Source organism: Brevibacillus nigriterrae, assembly GCF_049846925.1.
Lineage (GTDB): Bacteria > Bacillota > Bacilli > Brevibacillales > Brevibacillaceae > Brevibacillus_H.
In genome coordinates this window covers 189789-207371 of sequence record NZ_JBNCMT010000005.1, presented here as the reverse complement: position 1 = coordinate 207371, position 17583 = coordinate 189789, and the positions used below count along the sequence as shown (strand labels likewise).

At 44.0% G+C, this 17583-nt stretch carries 15 protein-coding genes; all 15 read left to right on the top strand.

The annotated features are described in order from the left end of the window. A partial coding sequence (locus ACPW7N_RS05885; RefSeq protein WP_425650098.1) for an S-layer homology domain-containing protein occupies positions 1-2529 on the top strand: 2529 nt, incomplete at its 5' end. Positions 2530-2670: 141 nt separating this feature from the next. Then, complete coding sequence (locus ACPW7N_RS05880; protein WP_425650097.1) at positions 2671-3861, top strand: acetyl-CoA C-acetyltransferase; 1191 nt, start codon at positions 2671-2673, stop codon at positions 3859-3861. Between the two features lie 125 nt (positions 3862-3986). Next, on the top strand, positions 3987-4196 hold the full coding sequence (locus ACPW7N_RS05875) for an AtpZ/AtpI family protein (RefSeq protein ID WP_425650096.1): 210 nt from the start codon (positions 3987-3989) through the stop codon (positions 4194-4196). 10 nt (positions 4197-4206) lie between these two features. Continuing rightward, positions 4207-4575, top strand: coding sequence for an ATP synthase subunit I (locus ACPW7N_RS05870; protein WP_425650095.1), 369 nt, complete (start codon positions 4207-4209; stop codon positions 4573-4575). 67 nt (positions 4576-4642) lie between these two features. Next, positions 4643-5449 (top strand): F0F1 ATP synthase subunit A, encoded by an 807-nt coding sequence (gene atpB / locus ACPW7N_RS05865; RefSeq protein WP_425650094.1) that lies wholly within the window; start codon positions 4643-4645, stop codon positions 5447-5449. Positions 5450-5502: 53 nt separating this feature from the next. Next, a complete protein-coding gene (gene atpE, locus ACPW7N_RS05860) occupies positions 5503-5718 on the top strand; it encodes a F0F1 ATP synthase subunit C (protein WP_425650093.1) in 216 nt (71 codons plus the stop codon). Positions 5719-5818: 100 nt separating this feature from the next. Then, the gene (gene atpF / locus ACPW7N_RS05855) at positions 5819-6322 is read left to right on the top strand and encodes a F0F1 ATP synthase subunit B (protein WP_425650092.1); all 504 of its coding nucleotides are present in this window, start codon (positions 5819-5821) and stop codon (positions 6320-6322) included. Next, positions 6319-6846, top strand: a complete 528-nt coding sequence (locus ACPW7N_RS05850) for a F0F1 ATP synthase subunit delta (RefSeq protein ID WP_425650091.1) — start codon at positions 6319-6321, stop codon at positions 6844-6846. Before atpF ends, ACPW7N_RS05850 begins: the two co-directional genes overlap by 4 nt. Before the next feature lie 30 nt (positions 6847-6876). Then, entirely contained in the window at positions 6877-8388 is a 1512-nt protein-coding gene (gene atpA, locus ACPW7N_RS05845; RefSeq protein ID WP_425650090.1) for a F0F1 ATP synthase subunit alpha, read from the top strand. Positions 8389-8458: 70 nt separating this feature from the next. Beyond that, positions 8459-9310, top strand: coding sequence for an ATP synthase F1 subunit gamma (gene atpG / locus ACPW7N_RS05840; RefSeq protein ID WP_425650089.1), 852 nt, complete (start codon positions 8459-8461; stop codon positions 9308-9310). A gap of 57 nt (positions 9311-9367) precedes the next feature. After that, entirely contained in the window at positions 9368-10777 is a 1410-nt protein-coding gene (gene atpD, locus ACPW7N_RS05835) for a F0F1 ATP synthase subunit beta (RefSeq protein WP_425650088.1), read from the top strand. Between the two features lie 27 nt (positions 10778-10804). Then, a complete protein-coding gene (locus ACPW7N_RS05830) occupies positions 10805-11209 on the top strand; it encodes a F0F1 ATP synthase subunit epsilon (RefSeq protein WP_425650087.1) in 405 nt (134 codons plus the stop codon). Positions 11210-11495: 286 nt separating this feature from the next. Then, a complete protein-coding gene (locus tag ACPW7N_RS05825) occupies positions 11496-12239 on the top strand; it encodes a DUF6042 family protein (RefSeq protein ID WP_425650086.1) in 744 nt (247 codons plus the stop codon). 355 nt (positions 12240-12594) lie between these two features. Next, positions 12595-14856: an immune inhibitor A domain-containing protein gene (locus ACPW7N_RS05820; protein WP_425650085.1), complete on the top strand. Its 2262-nt coding sequence runs from the start codon at positions 12595-12597 to the stop codon at positions 14854-14856. A gap of 443 nt (positions 14857-15299) precedes the next feature. Further along, complete coding sequence (locus ACPW7N_RS05815; RefSeq protein ID WP_425650103.1) at positions 15300-17558, top strand: immune inhibitor A domain-containing protein; 2259 nt, start codon at positions 15300-15302, stop codon at positions 17556-17558. Positions 17559-17583 lie beyond the last annotated feature (25 nt).

Sequence of the window (17583 nt, the reverse complement as noted above, 5' to 3'; positions counted from 1 at the left end):
CATGTTGTCGAAGTTGTGTTTGTGGATGGGGTTGCGACTGAGACTCGTGTAGACCAACCGGGTGCAACCATTCCGGCCAATGGTTTTGTACTATGGGGAAATGGACAAGCTGCTCAATTCCTGGAACAGCACGTGCCAATCGGCTCCCGAGTGCAATTGGACTATCAAACGACACCGACCGGGCAAGATTGGGTTCAAGCGGTTGGCGGTCATGTTATTTTAGTGGATAAAGGAGTGCCAATGAGCACATTCCCTACTGACACGTATGTACAAGGTATCAATGCCCATACAGCGGTCGGGACGTCTCAGGATGGGAAAACACTATGGATTGTAGCGGTTGAGAAAAACGCAACAAGCCGTGGAACCAACCTGGCCGAGCTTGCCCAGATTATGGTTGAGCTTGGTGCGTATCAGGCAGTGAACTTTGACGGTGGAGGATCAACCTCCTTGGCCGTGCGGATGTTAGGAGAAACAGACGCAAAGCTGGCACTATCACCAAAAGAAGGCTCTGAGCGCCGAGTGCCCACGGGGTTAGCTGTATATAACACGGCACCACAGGGAGATTTGGCCGGGTTCCAAATCGTTGGCCCTACAGAGTTGCTGATTGGTCAAGAAGCAGAATTCAAGGCTGCCAAAGGGTTTGACAATCACTATCAGCCGATGAAGATTGACACTTCCGCAGTGACCTGGAATTCTACGCAATCAGACGCAGGGGTATTTGAAAATAACCGGTTTACGGCAACCAAATCAGGAACTGTCGGACTAATCGCTCAAGTAGGGGGATTGAAACAGGAACGGCAAGTCAGAGTATTTAGCGGAAGTGATGTGGCACAGCTTGAGATTTCGCCGAACCCTGTCTTTATCGGTCTCGGTCAGACGATGGACCTCAGTGTTACCGTAAAGACGAAAACAGGAAAAGTGATTGAGGCGACGCCACGCAGCGTAACTGGTTTTGTTGATTCACAGATAGCAACTTTAAATGACAACTTGCAATTGATCGCTGGCGAGAAAGAAGGCAGAGCGAATCTGTCAATCAATTACGACGGGGTGTCAACCACAGTGCCTGTCATTATTGGGGAAATGGAACAACCGTGGCTGGTCTTTGACAATCAGGTGGGCATGTATCATACAGCGTACCCAGACAGCATCAGTGCACAAGGATCGTTTGGGCTCGTATCCGAACCGGTCTATCGCTCGAAGAAATCAGCCAAGCTTACGTACAATTTTGCCGGAGCTCCGACCAGTGACGTGAGAATTGCCTATGGTCGTCTTGGTTCCAATCCAGTCGCTATTCCTGGCAATCCATTTGGACTCGGTCTGTGGGTTTACGGGGATAACAGCAACCATTGGCTTCGAGCAGAAATTTTAGATGCCAAAGGCAAGGTTCATTATGTGGATTTAGCGAAGCAGATTGATTGGACTGGCTGGAAACAGGTGAAGGGAGCATTCCCTGGAGAAGCTGTTTACCCACTTTCCTTACGCAGCATCTACGTAGTTAACCAAAAAGAACAAACAGAGCTGCGTCCTGAACAAGGTACATTGTATTTTGACGAATTGTCTCTGCTTTACCCATATGATGCAACGAAAAAAGTAGTTGGCAAAGAAATTAATCCTGCTCAACCTGGTACCCTGTCTCTAGGCAAAGAGTTGAACATGAATTATTCATTCCAACAAGTTGCATCATTCCTGGAGAAGGCGAGAATCGATGTACAACCAATCGCCAAACGTCAGCTTCCTGGATATGTTCCTGCGGACTATTCCTTCAGTATTAGTCCTGTTGCTTTGAAAAACGGAAAAGAGGATCTGCTTGGATCAACACCAGTTACTCTCTCCTTTGCACCAAAACAGTGGGTGAAGAACAAAGGAATTGGACTTCTGTACGTCAATGAAGTCAACCAGACGCTCGATGTCCTTCAAGGGCAAATGGACGCTCAGCATAACTGGACATACGAAATTAATTCCTACGGTACGTATATTCCATACTACCTGGATATTCCAAGTGACGTTCCGTTTATGGACATCTTGAATCATCCTGCACGGACAGAGATAACGAGCATGGCTGCCAAAGGGTATGTAAAAGGGCTGGAGGCGAATGTATTCGGCCCTGAAGTAGCCTTGACCCGTGCTCAATTCGTAGCTCTGCTTGCACGTGTCTACAAATGGGAGCTGCCTGCCAAGCCGAAGCTGAACTTCAAAGATACGGTTCCGGCTTACGCACAAGGAGCCGTCCAGGTCGCGTTATCCAAAGGAATTATCAAAGGATATGACGACAAGACCTTTAAGCCAGACAAGAGTATTACTCGTGCCGAAGCAGCCGCTATTCTCGATCGGATTCTGAAACAAAAATCATCAACCAATCTGACACTCTCCGACAAGAAGACATGGCCAAAATGGGCTTCGGCTTCCATTACTAATATTGTCGGGCTAGGATTGATCGATCCGATCGGCGAGAAATTTGAGCCGAATAAACCAACGACCCGAGCAGTATTCGTCGTGGCGCTCTATCGCATACTGGAAAAGAAAAACTAATAACAGCCGGATACTTACATTTGAAAGGGTGTAGGTACTCCGGCTTTTTTATCTTGGGAAAGGCAGGAATAATTTCATGTTGGGAAGAATTGAATGGTGGTAGATGTCCAAACAATTTTTCCCAAGGAGTGAGTGGTAACGATGAGTCAGAAAGAAGTTGTCATCGTCAGTGCAGTACGTACCGCAATCGGAAACTTTCAAGGATCATTGGCAGGAATCAGTGCTACGAAATTAGGAGCAATTGTTTTGGAAGCAGCCTTGGATAAGGTGGGAGTAGATAAATCAGCTGTTGGCGAGGTAATTCTGGGCAATGTGCTGCAAGCTGGCCTGGGACAAAATCCGGCAAGACAGGCTGCCATTCAGGCAGGACTTGCACAGGAAGTACCTTCGATGACAATTAACAAGGTTTGTGGCTCTGGCTTAAAGGCTGTTCACTTGGCTACACAATCGATTCTGTCGGGAGACACTGACGTCATCCTGGCGGGTGGTATGGAAAATATGAGTCAGGCCCCTTATCTTTTGGAAGGTGCTCGCAACGGTTACCGCATGGGAGATAACAAGATCGTCGATTCCATGATCCGTGACGGGCTGTGGTGCGCTTTTAATGACTACCATATGGGTATAACTGCAGAAAACCTGTGCGATCATTATGGACTCACTCGTGAAGAGCAGGACGAGTTCTCAGCGTGGAGCCAGGAGAAGGCATTGGCTGCGATTGCAGCAGGACGCTTCAAGGATGAGATCGTACCAGTTCCGATCCCACAGAAAAAAGGTGATCCTGTCCCGTTTGAAGTGGATGAGTTCCCTCGTGCAGGAGTAACTGCTGAATCCCTCGGCAAGCTTCGCCCTGCATTCAAAAAAGACGGTTCTGTTACTGCAGGCAATGCATCGGGCATCAATGATGGTGCAGCAGTCTTGCTGGTGATGTCTCGTGAAAAGGCTGATGAGCTTGGTCTCAAGCCGTTGGCACGTATCGTGGCGAATGCAAGTGCGGGTGTTGACCCGAAAGTGATGGGAATCGGTCCGGTGCCTGCTACCAAGAAGGTATTGGAAAAAGCATCACTTACGTTAGAAGATATGGATGTCATCGAAGCAAATGAAGCATTTGCTGCTCAATCACTCGCTGTAGGAAAAGACCTTGGAGTAAATCGTGATAAGTTAAATGTTAACGGTGGAGCTATAGCGCTAGGTCATCCAATTGGGGCGAGCGGAGCACGGATTCTGGTAACGCTTGTCCATGAATTGCACAAGCGTGAAGGAGCAAAATATGGATTAGCTACCCTCTGCATTGGCGGCGGTCAAGGCGTTGCGACAATTATAGAGAAATTGTGATCAATTTGTGAACGCTTTGTGGCTGGACGCACAGGAAAGTTGACAAATCTAATAATTCTTCGTTAATATGGATGAGGGCATGAAGCAAGTTCAGGCCCTCTCCTTATGTAAAAGGGGGACTTTACTTGTCGAAACTTGACAAACCGGGGCAGGCTATCATCTTTCTGGGTATCATCGGTGTCGATTTGGCCGTTTGTGTGTTATCAGGTGTTTGGCTAGGAAGATATTTGGATCGATACCTACATAGTGATCCGTGGATGATGATGCTAGGGTTGTTTCTCGGATTAGGAATTGGCGTGTATAGTGTATATCGGTTAATACGGTCCTACTTATAGGGAGATTGAGATGCAAAACTTTTCAGCGGCAATGCGACTAACCTTTAAGTATGCTTTTTATTGTGCAAGCTTCGTTATGATACTCTGGGCAGTGTTGCCTGACCATAGGCTTTTTTTGCAGAGCCTGTTGTTAGGGATAGCAGTCAGTCTAATTAACGGGGCTGTTTTATTGGCAAAGACATGGCGAGTAGGACAGGTTGCAGAAAATCCTTCGCTTCGTCCCAAGGGTACAGGCATGCTCCAACGTCTGATCACAGTAGGTTTTGCCGTTTATTTAACTGTTCGCCTTCCCGACCTCTTTATTATTTCTGGCGCTCTCATCGGTTTTTTTCTCATTCCATTGCTCAGCCTTCTCTTTGTTTATCGCTCCTTAAAATAGATAGTTTGACCTTTTACATTACTTTTGAAAGCAAGCACTTTTGACAAAAGAAAGGGGTGAATAATACATGCATTTCTCGCCGCGATTCGAAATGTTTGGTTTGGTTTTTGATATCCCAACCATACTGATGATTGTGGTAACATCTCTTGTTGTTTTCTTCCTGATTCTGGGGTTAACAAGAAATTGGCAAACTGGGGTACCAAGTGGTGCGCAGAACTTCCTTGAATGGGTAATTGAATTCATTGAAGGTATTGCCGGCGGGTTCATGGAGAAGAAGACAGCTGCGAAGTACGTGACTCTTGGACTCACACTGTTCCTCTATATCTTCATTGGAAACCAATTAGGTCTTCTGTTTAACGTTAACGTGCTTTATAAGGGAGAAATCAGTGAGAGTCTCATGAATATGTTGACGCTTTCAGGAACTGAAGAGGCAGTTCATCAAAAACATGAGATTATCACAGAAGAACTTCACAGCGAACACGGTTTGCCAGTGGCATTCTGGAAGTCACCTACGGCTGCACCTAGCGTAACCTTCGCTCTTGCATTGATGGTATTGCTCTATGCTCACTACCTAAGCATCAAAAAAGGTGGAGTTGGTAAATACTTCAAGCATTATTTTGAACCGCATCCGCTCATGTTCTTCTTACATGCGATGGAAGAGTTCATCATTAAACCGCTTACGATGCCTTTGCGTCTATTCGGTAACATTTTTGCAGGTGAAGTATTGATTGCCGTACTGCTTTCTGCGGGCGCAGCAGTAATCGCATTGCCTATCTGGCTCGGTTACTCTGTATTCGTTGGTGCCGTACAAGCGTACATCTTTACAACATTAACAATGGTGTATATCTCACAAAAAGTGAACGATGAACACTAATCTTGTCTAAGCATTTATTAACAACACTTACATTTTAGGGAGGTATTTTTACAATGAATGGTTTACTTGCTGCTGGTATCATGTTTGGTCTTGCCGCTGTTGGAGCTGGTATTGGTAACGGTCTTGTAGTTTCTCGCACAATCGAAGGTACTGCTCGTCAACCTGAAGCTCGTGGTTCTTTGATGGGTCTTATGTTCTTAGGTTTGGGTCTTGTTGAGGCGGTTCCAATCATCGCGGTTGCGATGGGCTTCGTATTCATGAACAAATAAGTAATCAAAATGGGAAATGGCGGGGGTCAGACCTTCGCCTCTCTTTTGTGGACGTTTCGACATGAGGGATTTTCCTGAGAGTCAGGAAGGAGTGAATAGAATGTTTGACTTAGGAGCTGTTGGGCTAGAGTTCGGCACAATGCTTACCCAATTAGTGATGTTTCTTATATTGTTGGCTTTAGTAGGAAAGTTTGCTATGAAACCGGCAATGTCCGTAATGGAAAAACGCCGTCAGCATATTGAAAATGAAATCAGTACCGCTGAGCGTAATCGCCAGGAAGCAGAAGCTCTTTTGGCGGAGCAACGTCGTATTCTTGATGAAGCTCGTACAGAAGCAAAAGCAATTCTTGATCGTGTTACTAAACAAGCGAGCGACGAATCTGCTCGCATCATTGACGAAGCAAAAACAGCTAACGAGCGTATGAAAGCAGAAGCTTCTTCTGAATTGGCTCGTGAAGTGGAAAAAGCAAAAGCTGAGTTGCGTGATCAAATGGCAGGCCTTTCTGTATTGCTTGCTTCCAAGATTATTGAGAAAGAATTGGACGAAGCTGCTCAAAAAGCAAGCGTTGACCAATTCCTTAAACAAGTAGGGGATAGCCTATGAGCGGAGCAGTATCCAAACGCTACGCTCGTGCCTTATTTGAAGTAGCCAAAGAGCGAGGGCTAATCGATAGTATTGAAGTAGAACTCAAAAGTGTCGTTGAAGCTGTTAACCAAAACGCAGAGCTTACCAAAATTTTGATGCACCCGCATATTCCTGCTGAAGATAAAAAGCAACTCATCAAAGACGTGTTTCAAGCACAGGTTGCTGATGAGACTTTGAACTTCATTGGTGTGCTGATTGATAATGGACGTGAATCAGAATTAACTTCAATTGCTGCTTCTTACGTAGGTCTTGCGAATGAAGAACGTGGAATTGCTGATGCAGTTGTTACCACGGCGAAACCGCTAAACCAGGAAGAAGAAGCACAATTGGCTGATCGATTCGGGAAGTTAATCAATAAGACACTCCGGATTCAAACTGTTGTTGACCCATCGATCATGGGTGGCGTAGTAGTGAAAATCGGAGACCGTCTGTACGATGGAAGCATCAAACGTAAATTGGAACACTTCGCGCATCAACTATAAGATGTCTGGATGAATGGGGTGAATGTTTAAGTGAGTGCAATCAGACCAGAAGAAATTAGCTCCCTCTTGAAAGAGCGGATCGCTAACTATAAAGCTGAAATCGAAGTAGTAGACGTAGGTACAGTTATCCAGGTTGGTGACGGTATCGCACGTGTACACGGATTAGAAAAAGCCATGGCTGGGGAGCTTCTTGAGTTCCAAAACGGCGTAATGGGTATGGTACTTAACTTAGAAGAAGATAACGTGGGTGTTGTTATCCTTGGACCATTCCGCGATATCAAAGAAGGCGACACTGTTAAACGTACAGGTCGCATCATGGAAGTTCCTGTAGGGGAAGCTCTCCTTGGTCGTGTTGTTAACCCACTCGGTCAACCTATCGATGGTTTAGGACCAATCAATACAACTGAATTCCGCCCGGTAGAAAACATGGCTCCAGGCGTTATGGCTCGTAAATCTGTTCATGAGCCACTTCAAACCGGTATCAAAGCGATTGACTCTATGATCCCAATCGGTCGTGGTCAGCGTGAGTTGATCATCGGTGACCGTCAAACAGGTAAAACAGCGGTAGCACTTGATGCAATCATCAACCAAAAAGGTAAAGATATGATTTGTATCTATGTTGCGATCGGTCAGAAACAATCTACGGTAGCAGGTGTTGTTGAAACACTCCGTAAACACGGTGCGTTGGAATATACAATCGTCGTTTCTTCCACAGCATCTGACCCAGCTCCACTTCTGTTCTTGGCACCTTATGCTGGTGTTGCTATGGGTGAGTACTTCATGTACAAAGGCGGACACGTTCTTTGCGTATACGATGACTTGTCCAAACAAGCAGCAGCTTATCGTGAGGTTTCTCTCTTGCTTCGTCGTCCTCCAGGTCGTGAGGCATATCCTGGTGACGTATTCTACTTGCACTCCCGTTTGTTGGAGCGTGCTGCGAAGTTATCCGATGACTTGGGCGCAGGTTCATTGACTGCTCTACCTTTCATCGAGACTCAAGCAGGTGACGTATCTGCCTACATCCCAACAAACGTTATCTCCATCACTGATGGACAGATCTTCCTTGAGACAGACCTTTTCAACGCAGGTCAGCGTCCAGCGGTTAACTCTGGTATCTCTGTATCCCGCGTAGGTGGTAATGCTCAAATTAAAGCGATGAAAAAGGTTGCCGGTCCACTCCGTCTTGACCTTGCACAATATCGTGAGTTGGCTGCATTCGCACAGTTCGGTTCTGACTTGGATAAAGCAACTCAAGCACGTTTGACTCGTGGTGAGCGCGTAGTTGAGATCTTGAAACAAGGTCAATACGAGCCAATGCCTGTAGAGAAACAAGTTATCTCTATCTATGCAGCGACTAAAGGGTTTATTGATGAGATTCCAGTGGAAGATGTACGCCGTTTCGAAAAAGAACTGCTTGCTTTCATTGACTCCAACAAACCACAATTGTTCGAGCATATCCGTACTACAAAAGACTTGCCAGCTGAACAAGACATCAACGCGGCAATCGAAGAGTTCAAGAAGGGCTTCGCTGTAAGCCGCTAACTTTTTGCAATATCGACATCTTATGTGTGCCGGGTCATTCCCGGCATGCATCCCCAAGGTGGTGAAATGAGTGGCTCAAACGCGTGAGATAAAGCGCCGGATTAAATCTGTTAAAAATACCCGTCAGATTACCAAAGCGATGAAAATGGTGGCGGCAGCGAAACTGCGCCGTAACCAGGAGAAGGCCGAGGCATCTCGTCCTTATGCAAGCAAGATCCAAGAGGTGATTGCGAGCATTGCTTCCGGTTCTGCGGGTGCGAAACATCCGATGCTTCAAACAAGACCAGTTAAGCGGACAGGATATATCATCATTACTTCTGACCGTGGTCTGGCAGGTGGATACAACGGTAACATGATTCGTAAAGTGGTTCAAACCATTCGTGAAAACCACAAATCACAAGATGAGTACGTACTATTTGTAATTGGACGTAAAGGTCGCGACTTCTTCGTGAAGCGTAATTACCCGGTAGCTGAAGAAGTAGTAGGTTTGCCAGGGAACCCAGCGTTCTCTGACATCAAAAAAATCTCCAGTGCAGCAGTTCAATTGTTCGCTGATGAGAAAATTGATGAACTATATCTCTGCTACAACCAGTTCCAAAGTGCGATTTCTCAAATACCACAAGTTTCTCGCTTGCTTCCATTGCAATCAGTTGAGTCTACAGAGCGCAAAGTGAACTACGAATACGAACCTTCAGCGGAAGAAGTATTGTCAGTTCTTTTGCCTAAGTATGCTGAAACATTAATCTACAGTGCACTCCTTGAAGCAAGGGCTTCTGAAGAAGGTGCTCGTATGACTGCAATGGGCAGTGCGACAGATAACGCATCGGATATGATCGATCGTTTGACATTGTTCTTCAACCGTGCTCGTCAGGCAGCAATTACTCAAGAGATTTCCGAGATCGTTGCGGGTGCTAACGCTTAGGCAACAATCGTCAAACCAGGTATACAAGAAAGCCTTTATTAGGAGGGAAGAAGCAAGATGGCGAAAGGACGCGTGGTTTCGGTAATGGGTCCAGTAGTAGACATTGAGTTCGAACGTGGACAATTACCTGCCATCTACAATGCGATCAAAATTCAGTACAGTGCACAAAACTCTGGTGAGCGTAATATCGACTTAACAGTTGAAGCTGCGGTTCACCTTGGTGATAACATTGTACGTACAGTTTCCATGTCTTCCACTGACGGTCTCGTTCGTGGTATGGATGCAGTTGACACAGGTGCTCCAATCTCTGTTCCAGTTGGTAACGTAACATTGGGTCGTGTATTCAACGTTCTCGGTGAACCAATTGACCTTCAAGAAATGGGCGATGTTCCTCGTCGTGACCCAATTCACCGTCAAGCTCCAACATTTGCTGAGCAAGCTACATCCGTTGAAATCCTGGAAACAGGTATCAAAGTTATCGACTTGCTCGCTCCATACGTAAAAGGTGGTAAGATCGGTCTTTTCGGTGGTGCAGGTGTAGGTAAAACAGTTACTATCCAAGAATTGATCAATAACATCGCACAAGAGCACGGCGGTATCTCTGTATTCGCAGGTGTAGGTGAGCGTACCCGTGAAGGTAACGACTTGTACCATGAGATGAAAGATTCCGGCGTTATCTCCAAAACAGCGATGGTATTCGGACAAATGAATGAGCCACCGGGTGCACGTCTTCGTGTAGCATTGACTGGTTTGACAATGGCTGAATACTTCCGTGATGAAGAAGGAAAAGACGTACTTCTCTTCGTTGATAACATCTTCCGCTTCACACAAGCTGGTTCTGAGGTATCCGCACTTCTCGGCCGTATGCCATCTGCGGTAGGTTACCAACCTACACTCGCAACTGAGATGGGTGGCTTGCAAGAGCGTATTACCTCTACGAAAAAAGGTTCCGTTACTTCGATCCAAGCGATCTACGTACCAGCGGATGACTATACTGACCCGGCTCCTGCTACAACGTTCGCTCACTTGGATGCAACGACGAACCTTGACCGCGGTATTTCCGAGTTAGGTATTTACCCTGCGGTAGATCCACTTGCTTCTACTTCTCGTGCCCTTGCTCCTGACGTAGTAGGTCAAGAACACTACGATGTTGCTCGTGGCGTACAAGCAATTCTCCAACGCTACAAAGAGTTGCAAGATATTATCGCAATCCTTGGTATGGATGAGTTGAGCGATGATGACAAGCAAACGGTTGCTCGTGCTCGTCGTATTCAACGTTTCTTGTCTCAGCCATTCCACGTTGGTGAAGTATTTACAGGTATCCCTGGTAAATATGTACCAGTTAAAGAAACGGTTCGCAGCTTCAAAGAAATTTTGGAAGGTAAACACGATGAACTTCCAGAAGCAGCTTTCCTTTATGTAGGTACGATTGAAGAAGCTGTAGAAAAAGCAAAGAAAATGCAGTAAGACAACCCTGGAAAGGGGAGACGGTAAGTGAGCAAGATGACAGTTGAAGTCGTAACTCCCGAACGGGTTGTCTATAGCGGTGATGCAACAATGGTAATTGCTCGTGGTACTGATGGGGATCTTGGTATTATGCCAAACCACATGCCGCTCGTTACCCCGCTTAAAATTGCCCCAGTTCGGATTAAAACCGAGGGCGACAAAGAGACCTCTATCGCTGTTAGCGGAGGCTTCATGGAAGTCCGTGGCGATAAAGTCACTATTCTCGCAGAAACTGCTGAGCTATCATCAGACATCGACGTAGCTCGTGCCCAGGCTGCGAAAGCTCGTGCAGAACAACGTTTGATCGATAAACATCCTGATCTGGATGTTCGTCGTGCAGAATTCGCTTTGCAACGTGCGATGACTCGTCTCAATGTCACCAAACAAATCTAGTCAGGTAAGAACCCTGCTCGCTTCTGGCGGCGGGGTTTTTATTTGGTTCGACTAAACAAAAATAAGTTGAGATCCCGCCCGACGATGACGAGGACTTGCGAGTTTCGACGATGCAACACGGATGTTGCGTTTAGTCGACCATCAGCGATAGCTTCAGTCGGGTGGGGTATTCATTGGTAATTGCTCTGCTTTTAGTTGTATAATAGATCTGATATGTAGAAAGTTTTTCGCTATTTGGGGAAACTTACAAGTAATGATTGTTAAAATGTGCAAGGAGAGTGGAGTCATGCAAACGGTTCGAGACCTGCGTAAATCAGTAAATGACGATACAGTTTCACCGATCGGATTTACGGCAAATGGATGGATGAGTGTTCTTTCTCATGAAATGAAAGTACTTTTCCAAGGGTTGTGCCATGTGGTTTCAAAATATGAAACAAAAGAAGAAATGAATAAAGCGTTGAATGAGATCAGAGGATTGAAAGGCACTTTTACAGAGCTGGATAAATCTCTCTTCAAGTCCGAAGAATCCTATGAAGGCTACCAGAAGCATCTGCAAAAGCACCGTGAATTCCTCGAGCGTTCCGGATTTACATATCCTGCTTCTCGTGAAGAAGCATTTGAATTGTTTATGAAGTGGGGCCTTCTGTTGGATAAAGGAGAGGTGTGGGATATCCCTGTAACCCCATTCCCAGATGTACAAGACATCTTTACATTATCTGATGTAGAGAAGGTGGCGTTGCATGCGATTAAGCTTGAAACGTTGGTACACCCGATCTTCAGCAAATTGGTTCTTACCCTTCATGAAAGCGATGAAGTGGTCTTCCACTTATCGAAAGCTGAATTGAAGGAAATGCTTCAAGTTAATGATGCGCTGTTGCTAGAAGTAATGATTAAACTGGTACCATATTTGAAAGACCCAATTGATAACATTCAACAGATTCCTGATAACGAAAAGATGGAAATCAATGTTGTGTGGGAACGAATCTATGAAGATTTCTTGGGGAATAAAGACCCGCAAGCCGTACAATAAATGTAGAATTACGAAAATTTTATGTGAAAAGCTTAAAAAACGAGGAGAATGTTCTCCTCGTTTTTTGTCTTTAATTTAGACAAAATGATACTAGCTGTCGCAATATACAAAAAATGGTGGAAATACGATGAAAAGATTACGAGATTCTGTCTAATAAAATATTTTTTTGTAATTAAAAAAAATAGCACAAAAAGAGGGATTTTTTCGATTGGTTTGGTATATATTTACAACAGTCAGACTAGACTTGGCTTGCTCATAGGGGGATACCTGCTCTTATGAAGTTGATTCAATGATATCCCTAGGTTTAAAGCAAGTTTAGTGACTGAATATTGCGATAATGAAAGGATGGTTCAAATTGAGAATCGGTAAGGTCATGGCAGGTCTCTTATCTTCTGCTCTCGTTTTGACTGCAGTTGTAGGGGCACCAATTGCAACAGATGCAAAGAGCAAAAAAGAAAAGCAAGAGCAAGAGCAAGGAAAGTATATTGATTGGGGAGTAATCAATTTTGATCGATTGGCCAAAAACCTGATTGATCAAGGAATCATCGATGAAGACGCTACTCCCGAAGAAATTGAGAGAGAAGTTGCCAAATACATCGAGAAACGCAATATTCCACATGGAATTGATACATCCAACAGCTTCGGTCAAAAGGCAGCCAAAACCAAAGCCAAAGCCGATGCAAAAGCTAGCAAAAAAGCAAACCAAATTGATGCTGACAAGAAAAGCTCCAAGTCTCGTCAAAACCATAATGACAATATCGTCATGGCTTTGATCGAGTTCCCTGATTTGGCTCATAATACAATTCCAGAAACGCCAGATGCTCTCTGGACTGCTGATTTTAGCCAAGAACATTATGAGAAAATGCTGTTCAACTCAAAAGAGTACACAACTCCTGAAGGGGATACACTTACAACCATGAAGCAATACTACCATGACCAGTCAGGCGGAACCTGGTCTGTGGGCGGTGTGGTAACACCTTGGATTACTGCACAAAATAACGAAGAATACTACGGCGGAAATGATGAAAACGACAACGACAAAGCACCTAGAGACCTTGTACTTGAGACATTGGAGACAGTTGGTCAATCCATTGCAGGTAAAGAAAGTGACTACGACAAACGTGACCCATATGATATTGACGGTGACGGCAACGTAATGGAGCCAGACGGAATGCTCGACAACCTGATGCTGGTGCATTCCGGTATTGGTGAAGAGACAGGTGAGCGTCCAAATGCGATCTGGTCACATCGCTGGACACTGAAGAAACCTACGGCGATTCCAGGAACAAGCTTGAAAGCATATGATTACATGGTTCAACCGGAAGATGGCGCAGTCGGGGTATTCGCACATGAGTATGGCCATAACTTAGGTCTACCAGATTTGTACGATACAACTCGTCAAGGACTTGGTTCCCCAGTTGGTTCCTGGTCAATCATGTCCTCTGGTAGCTGGAACGGTGTCATTCTTGGAACCGAACCTACGGCGTTCGATCCATGGAGCAAACTGGAGTTACAAGCCCGCTTTGGCGGAAACTGGTTAGCACCAGAGGTAATCGATTATAAAGATATCAAGAATGCGAAGAAAATAACCCTCAATGAAGGAGCAAGCTTCGGTGCAGAAGGTAAATCATTGAAAATCACATTACCAGACGTTGAGGCAAAACCACCAGTTCAACCATATGAAGGAAATTACTCTTACTTCTCAGACAAAGGTGACGATCTCAATACCAAAATGACTTCTCCTGAGATTGATTTGGCAGGTGCATCCAGTGTAACTCTCTCCTACGATGCATGGAGACAGATCGAGGCAGGTTACGATTACCTCTACCTCAACATCATCGATGCAAATTCAGGTGATTACCTCAAGAAGGAATTCAAAGTTTGGGATGACGTGACAGAAGGTTGGGTTAAAGAAAACATCGACCTTTCTGAATTCGCAGGAAATAAAATCAAGCTTGAATTCAATTATGTAACAGATGGCGGATTGGCTCCAGACGGATTCTATTCCGACAATTATGTTGTTGAAGCTGATGGCAATGTAGTGTTTGAAGATAATGCTGAAGAGCCGAAGTTTGATCTTGACGGCTTCATTCACTTCGATGGTACAGGTCAAATGCTTCCTGCATACTACCTGGTTGAATGGCGTACTCAAAACGGTATGGACAAAGGCTTGGCAAACTACAACCGCAACATGACATTCTTTGCTTATGATCCAGGTTTGGTTGTATGGTACTATGATGGCCGTTATGGCAAAACCTCAGACAACCACACGGGCAACCATCCAGGTGAAGGCTTCATCGGCGTAGTCGATGCACATCAGGATGTTCGTTACTGGAATGGAGATCCTAGCCAACCGGCTGGTGACCGTTACCAAGTCAATGACGCAGCGTTTGGTTTGAAAGATACATCTGGTATCAACATCGACTTCATTAACGGAACGTTGAACTACGGCAGCCTCCCAGGTGTATCTGAATTTTACGATCGAAACGACTACTCTATGCCTGGTGCAGAAGATGTAGGTAAAATTCTCCAACAGTTGGGTATCCGTATCAATGTATTGAAGGAAATGAACGGTGGTAAGAAAGTACAATTTGAATTGTCGAGAGAAAACGACTAATTAACAATCAATAGGAGCTATTCCTGAAGCGAGGAGCTAAGGGAGTAGCTCCTTTCTTTTTCTGGATATTTGCGAAAGTTCTGATTATAATATAGAATAAAAAATATTTGTTTATTAAATTTTTTTTAAATACGAGAAGGAATTTTACAAAAAATAAAGAATTAATTAATTCTATAAACAAATGTATTATAGTGTATTTCTCTCGAATTCCTTCCCGTTATTGATTGAATACAAGAAAATAACATTTTTTAATGCAGAAAAGAGATTTTTTTTGTAAATTTTTTTTAAAAAGAATGAAGGAATTTGTGGAAAAAGGTAGAAAATATTTACACTATATTAGGAATTGACTAAATAATAGAAAATATCTCATATATCTGGTTTATTTGATAATTTCTGTTGTTTGGTCATCTCTTAATCGGGTTGTAAATGTACATAAAGAAAGGATGGTCAATTTGAAAATTAACAAAGTAATGGCAGGGCTTTTGTCATCAGCTCTTGTGCTAACTGCGGTAGTAGGTGCTCCGCTTGCTACAGATGCAAAAAGCAAAAAGCAAGAACAGGAAAACCACATTGATTGGGCTATTGTAAATTTTGAACGCCTTGCTAAGAATTTAATGAAGCAGGGTATTATCGATGAGGACGCTTCTCCAGAAGAAATTGAAAAAGCAGTTAATAAATATGTGTCGAAAGGTGAAGTTCCACACGGAATCGATACTTCTTCTAGCTTCGGTAAAAAAGCTGAAAAAACGAAATTAAATACTGATTCCAAAGTTAGCAAAAAAGCTAATGCTATGACTGAAAACTCCAAAGAAGCTAAATTCAGAAACACTCACAAAGACAACATTGTTATGGCATTGATCGAATTCCCAGATGTTGAACATAACAATATTACTAGAGAAGAAGATAGTCTTTGGACAGAAGATTTCAGCCAAGAGCATTATGAGAATATGCTTTTCAATCCATATGGATACCGTACTCCTGAGGGAGTAGATTTGATCACGATGGCTCAATACTACTATCAACAATCCGGTGGTACTTGGAGTGTTGACGGTGTTGTTACCCCTTGGATTAAGGCTTCAAAAGAAGCTGCTTACTATGGGGCACATGAGGGAGAATCCAAAGATAAAGCACCTCGTGATCTTGTAATTGAGACACTTGAAACGGTTGGACAATCCATTAAGGGAAAAGAAGACAAATATGACCAACGTGATCCATACGATATCGATGGCGATGGAAATGTAATGGAACCAGATGGTATGTTGGATAACCTCATGCTAGTTCACTCTGGTCTTGGTGAAGAAGCAGGTGCGGCTCCCGAAACTATTTGGTCACATCGTTGGACGTTGAAGAGACCAACGGCAATTCCAGGAACAAGCCTTAAAGCGTACGACTACATGATTCAACCTGAAGATGGAGCTGTGGGTGTATTCGCTCATGAATACGGTCATAATTTGGGTATTCCTGACTTGTATGACACAATTAGTGGTGGACAAGGTTCTCCGGTCGGTTCTTGGTCAATCATGTCTTCAGGTAGTTGGAATGGCGTAATCTTAGGAACTGAACCAACAGCATTTGATCCGTGGAGTAAACTTGAATTACAAGCTCGCTATGGCGGTAACTGGCTGAAGCCACGTGTTATCGATCATGATAAAATCAATTCAAAACGCAAATTTACGCTTGAAGAAGGCGTAAGCATGGATCCTAAAGATAAAGTATTAAAGATCAATCTTCCAGATGTAGAATCCAAAGCACCGATCGGTCCTTTGGATGGAGACTATTCCTACTTCTCTGACAAAGGTGACGATCTGAATACAAGCATGACCTCTAAAGAAATCGATTTAACAGGTGCAAAAGAAGTTAAATTGAGCTTTGATGCTTGGAGACAAATTGAAACAGATTACGATTACTTGTATCTTCACATCCTTGACGCTACTACAGGTGATTATCTCAAGAAAGAATTCAAAACATGGGATGATGATACTAAAGGCAGTGTGAAAGAAGAAGTAGATCTTTCTGAATTTGCAGGAAAGAAAATTAAATTGGAATTTAACTATGTAACTGATGGTGGCTTGGCGCTAGACGGTTTCTATTCTGACAATTATGTTGTCGAAGCTGATGGAAAAGTAGTATTCGAAGATGACGCTGAAGGAGAACTCCAGTTTGAATTGGATGGCTTTACTCACTTTGACGGAACTGGTCAAATGCTTCCTGCTTACTACCTAGTTGAATATCGTACACATAATGGTGTAGATAAAGGTTTAGCAAACTATAACCGTAACATGACATTCTTTGCTTATGATCCAGGTATGGTAGTTTGGTACTATGATGGACGTTACGGTAAGACTGCTGATAACAACACGAATGAGCATCCGGGCGAAGGCTTTATTGGTGTAGTTGATGCTCACCAAGAAGCACGTTATTGGAATGGTGATCAAAGTACACCAGCTACCGATCGTTACCTGGTAAATGACGCAGCATTTGGTCTCCATGAGACTTCTGGAATTAACATCGATTTCATCTACGGTACGTTGAATTATGATCCGCTTCCTGGTGAAGCTGTATTCTACGATAAGAATGATTACAGCATGCCAGGAATTGAAGATGTAGGTAAAATTCTTCAACAATTAGGAATCCAAATCAAAGTATTGAAAGAAAAACAAAAAGGAACTCAATTAGAAATCGAAGTATCCAAGAAAAAATAATAAATGTAAGGGGTGAGAGTAAATC

Bases quoted from the DNA above. Each gene is read 5' to 3' on its own strand.
- ACPW7N_RS05880 (WP_425650097.1), top strand. From the start codon at position 2,671: ATGAGTCAGAAAGAAGTTGTCATCGTCAGTGCAGTACGTACCGCAATC.
- ACPW7N_RS05870 (WP_425650095.1), top strand. From the start codon at position 4,207: ATGCAAAACTTTTCAGCGGCAATGCGACTAACCTTTAAGTATGCTTTT.
- atpB (WP_425650094.1), top strand. From the start codon at position 4,643: ATGCATTTCTCGCCGCGATTCGAAATGTTTGGTTTGGTTTTTGATATC.
- atpE (WP_425650093.1), top strand. From the start codon at position 5,503: ATGAATGGTTTACTTGCTGCTGGTATCATGTTTGGTCTTGCCGCTGTT.
- atpF (WP_425650092.1), top strand. From the start codon at position 5,819: ATGTTTGACTTAGGAGCTGTTGGGCTAGAGTTCGGCACAATGCTTACC.
- ACPW7N_RS05850 (WP_425650091.1), top strand. From the start codon at position 6,319: ATGAGCGGAGCAGTATCCAAACGCTACGCTCGTGCCTTATTTGAAGTA.
- atpD (WP_425650088.1), top strand. From the start codon at position 9,368: ATGGCGAAAGGACGCGTGGTTTCGGTAATGGGTCCAGTAGTAGACATT.
- ACPW7N_RS05825 (WP_425650086.1), top strand. From the start codon at position 11,496: ATGCAAACGGTTCGAGACCTGCGTAAATCAGTAAATGACGATACAGTT.
- ACPW7N_RS05815 (WP_425650103.1), top strand. From the start codon at position 15,300: ATGGTCAATTTGAAAATTAACAAAGTAATGGCAGGGCTTTTGTCATCA.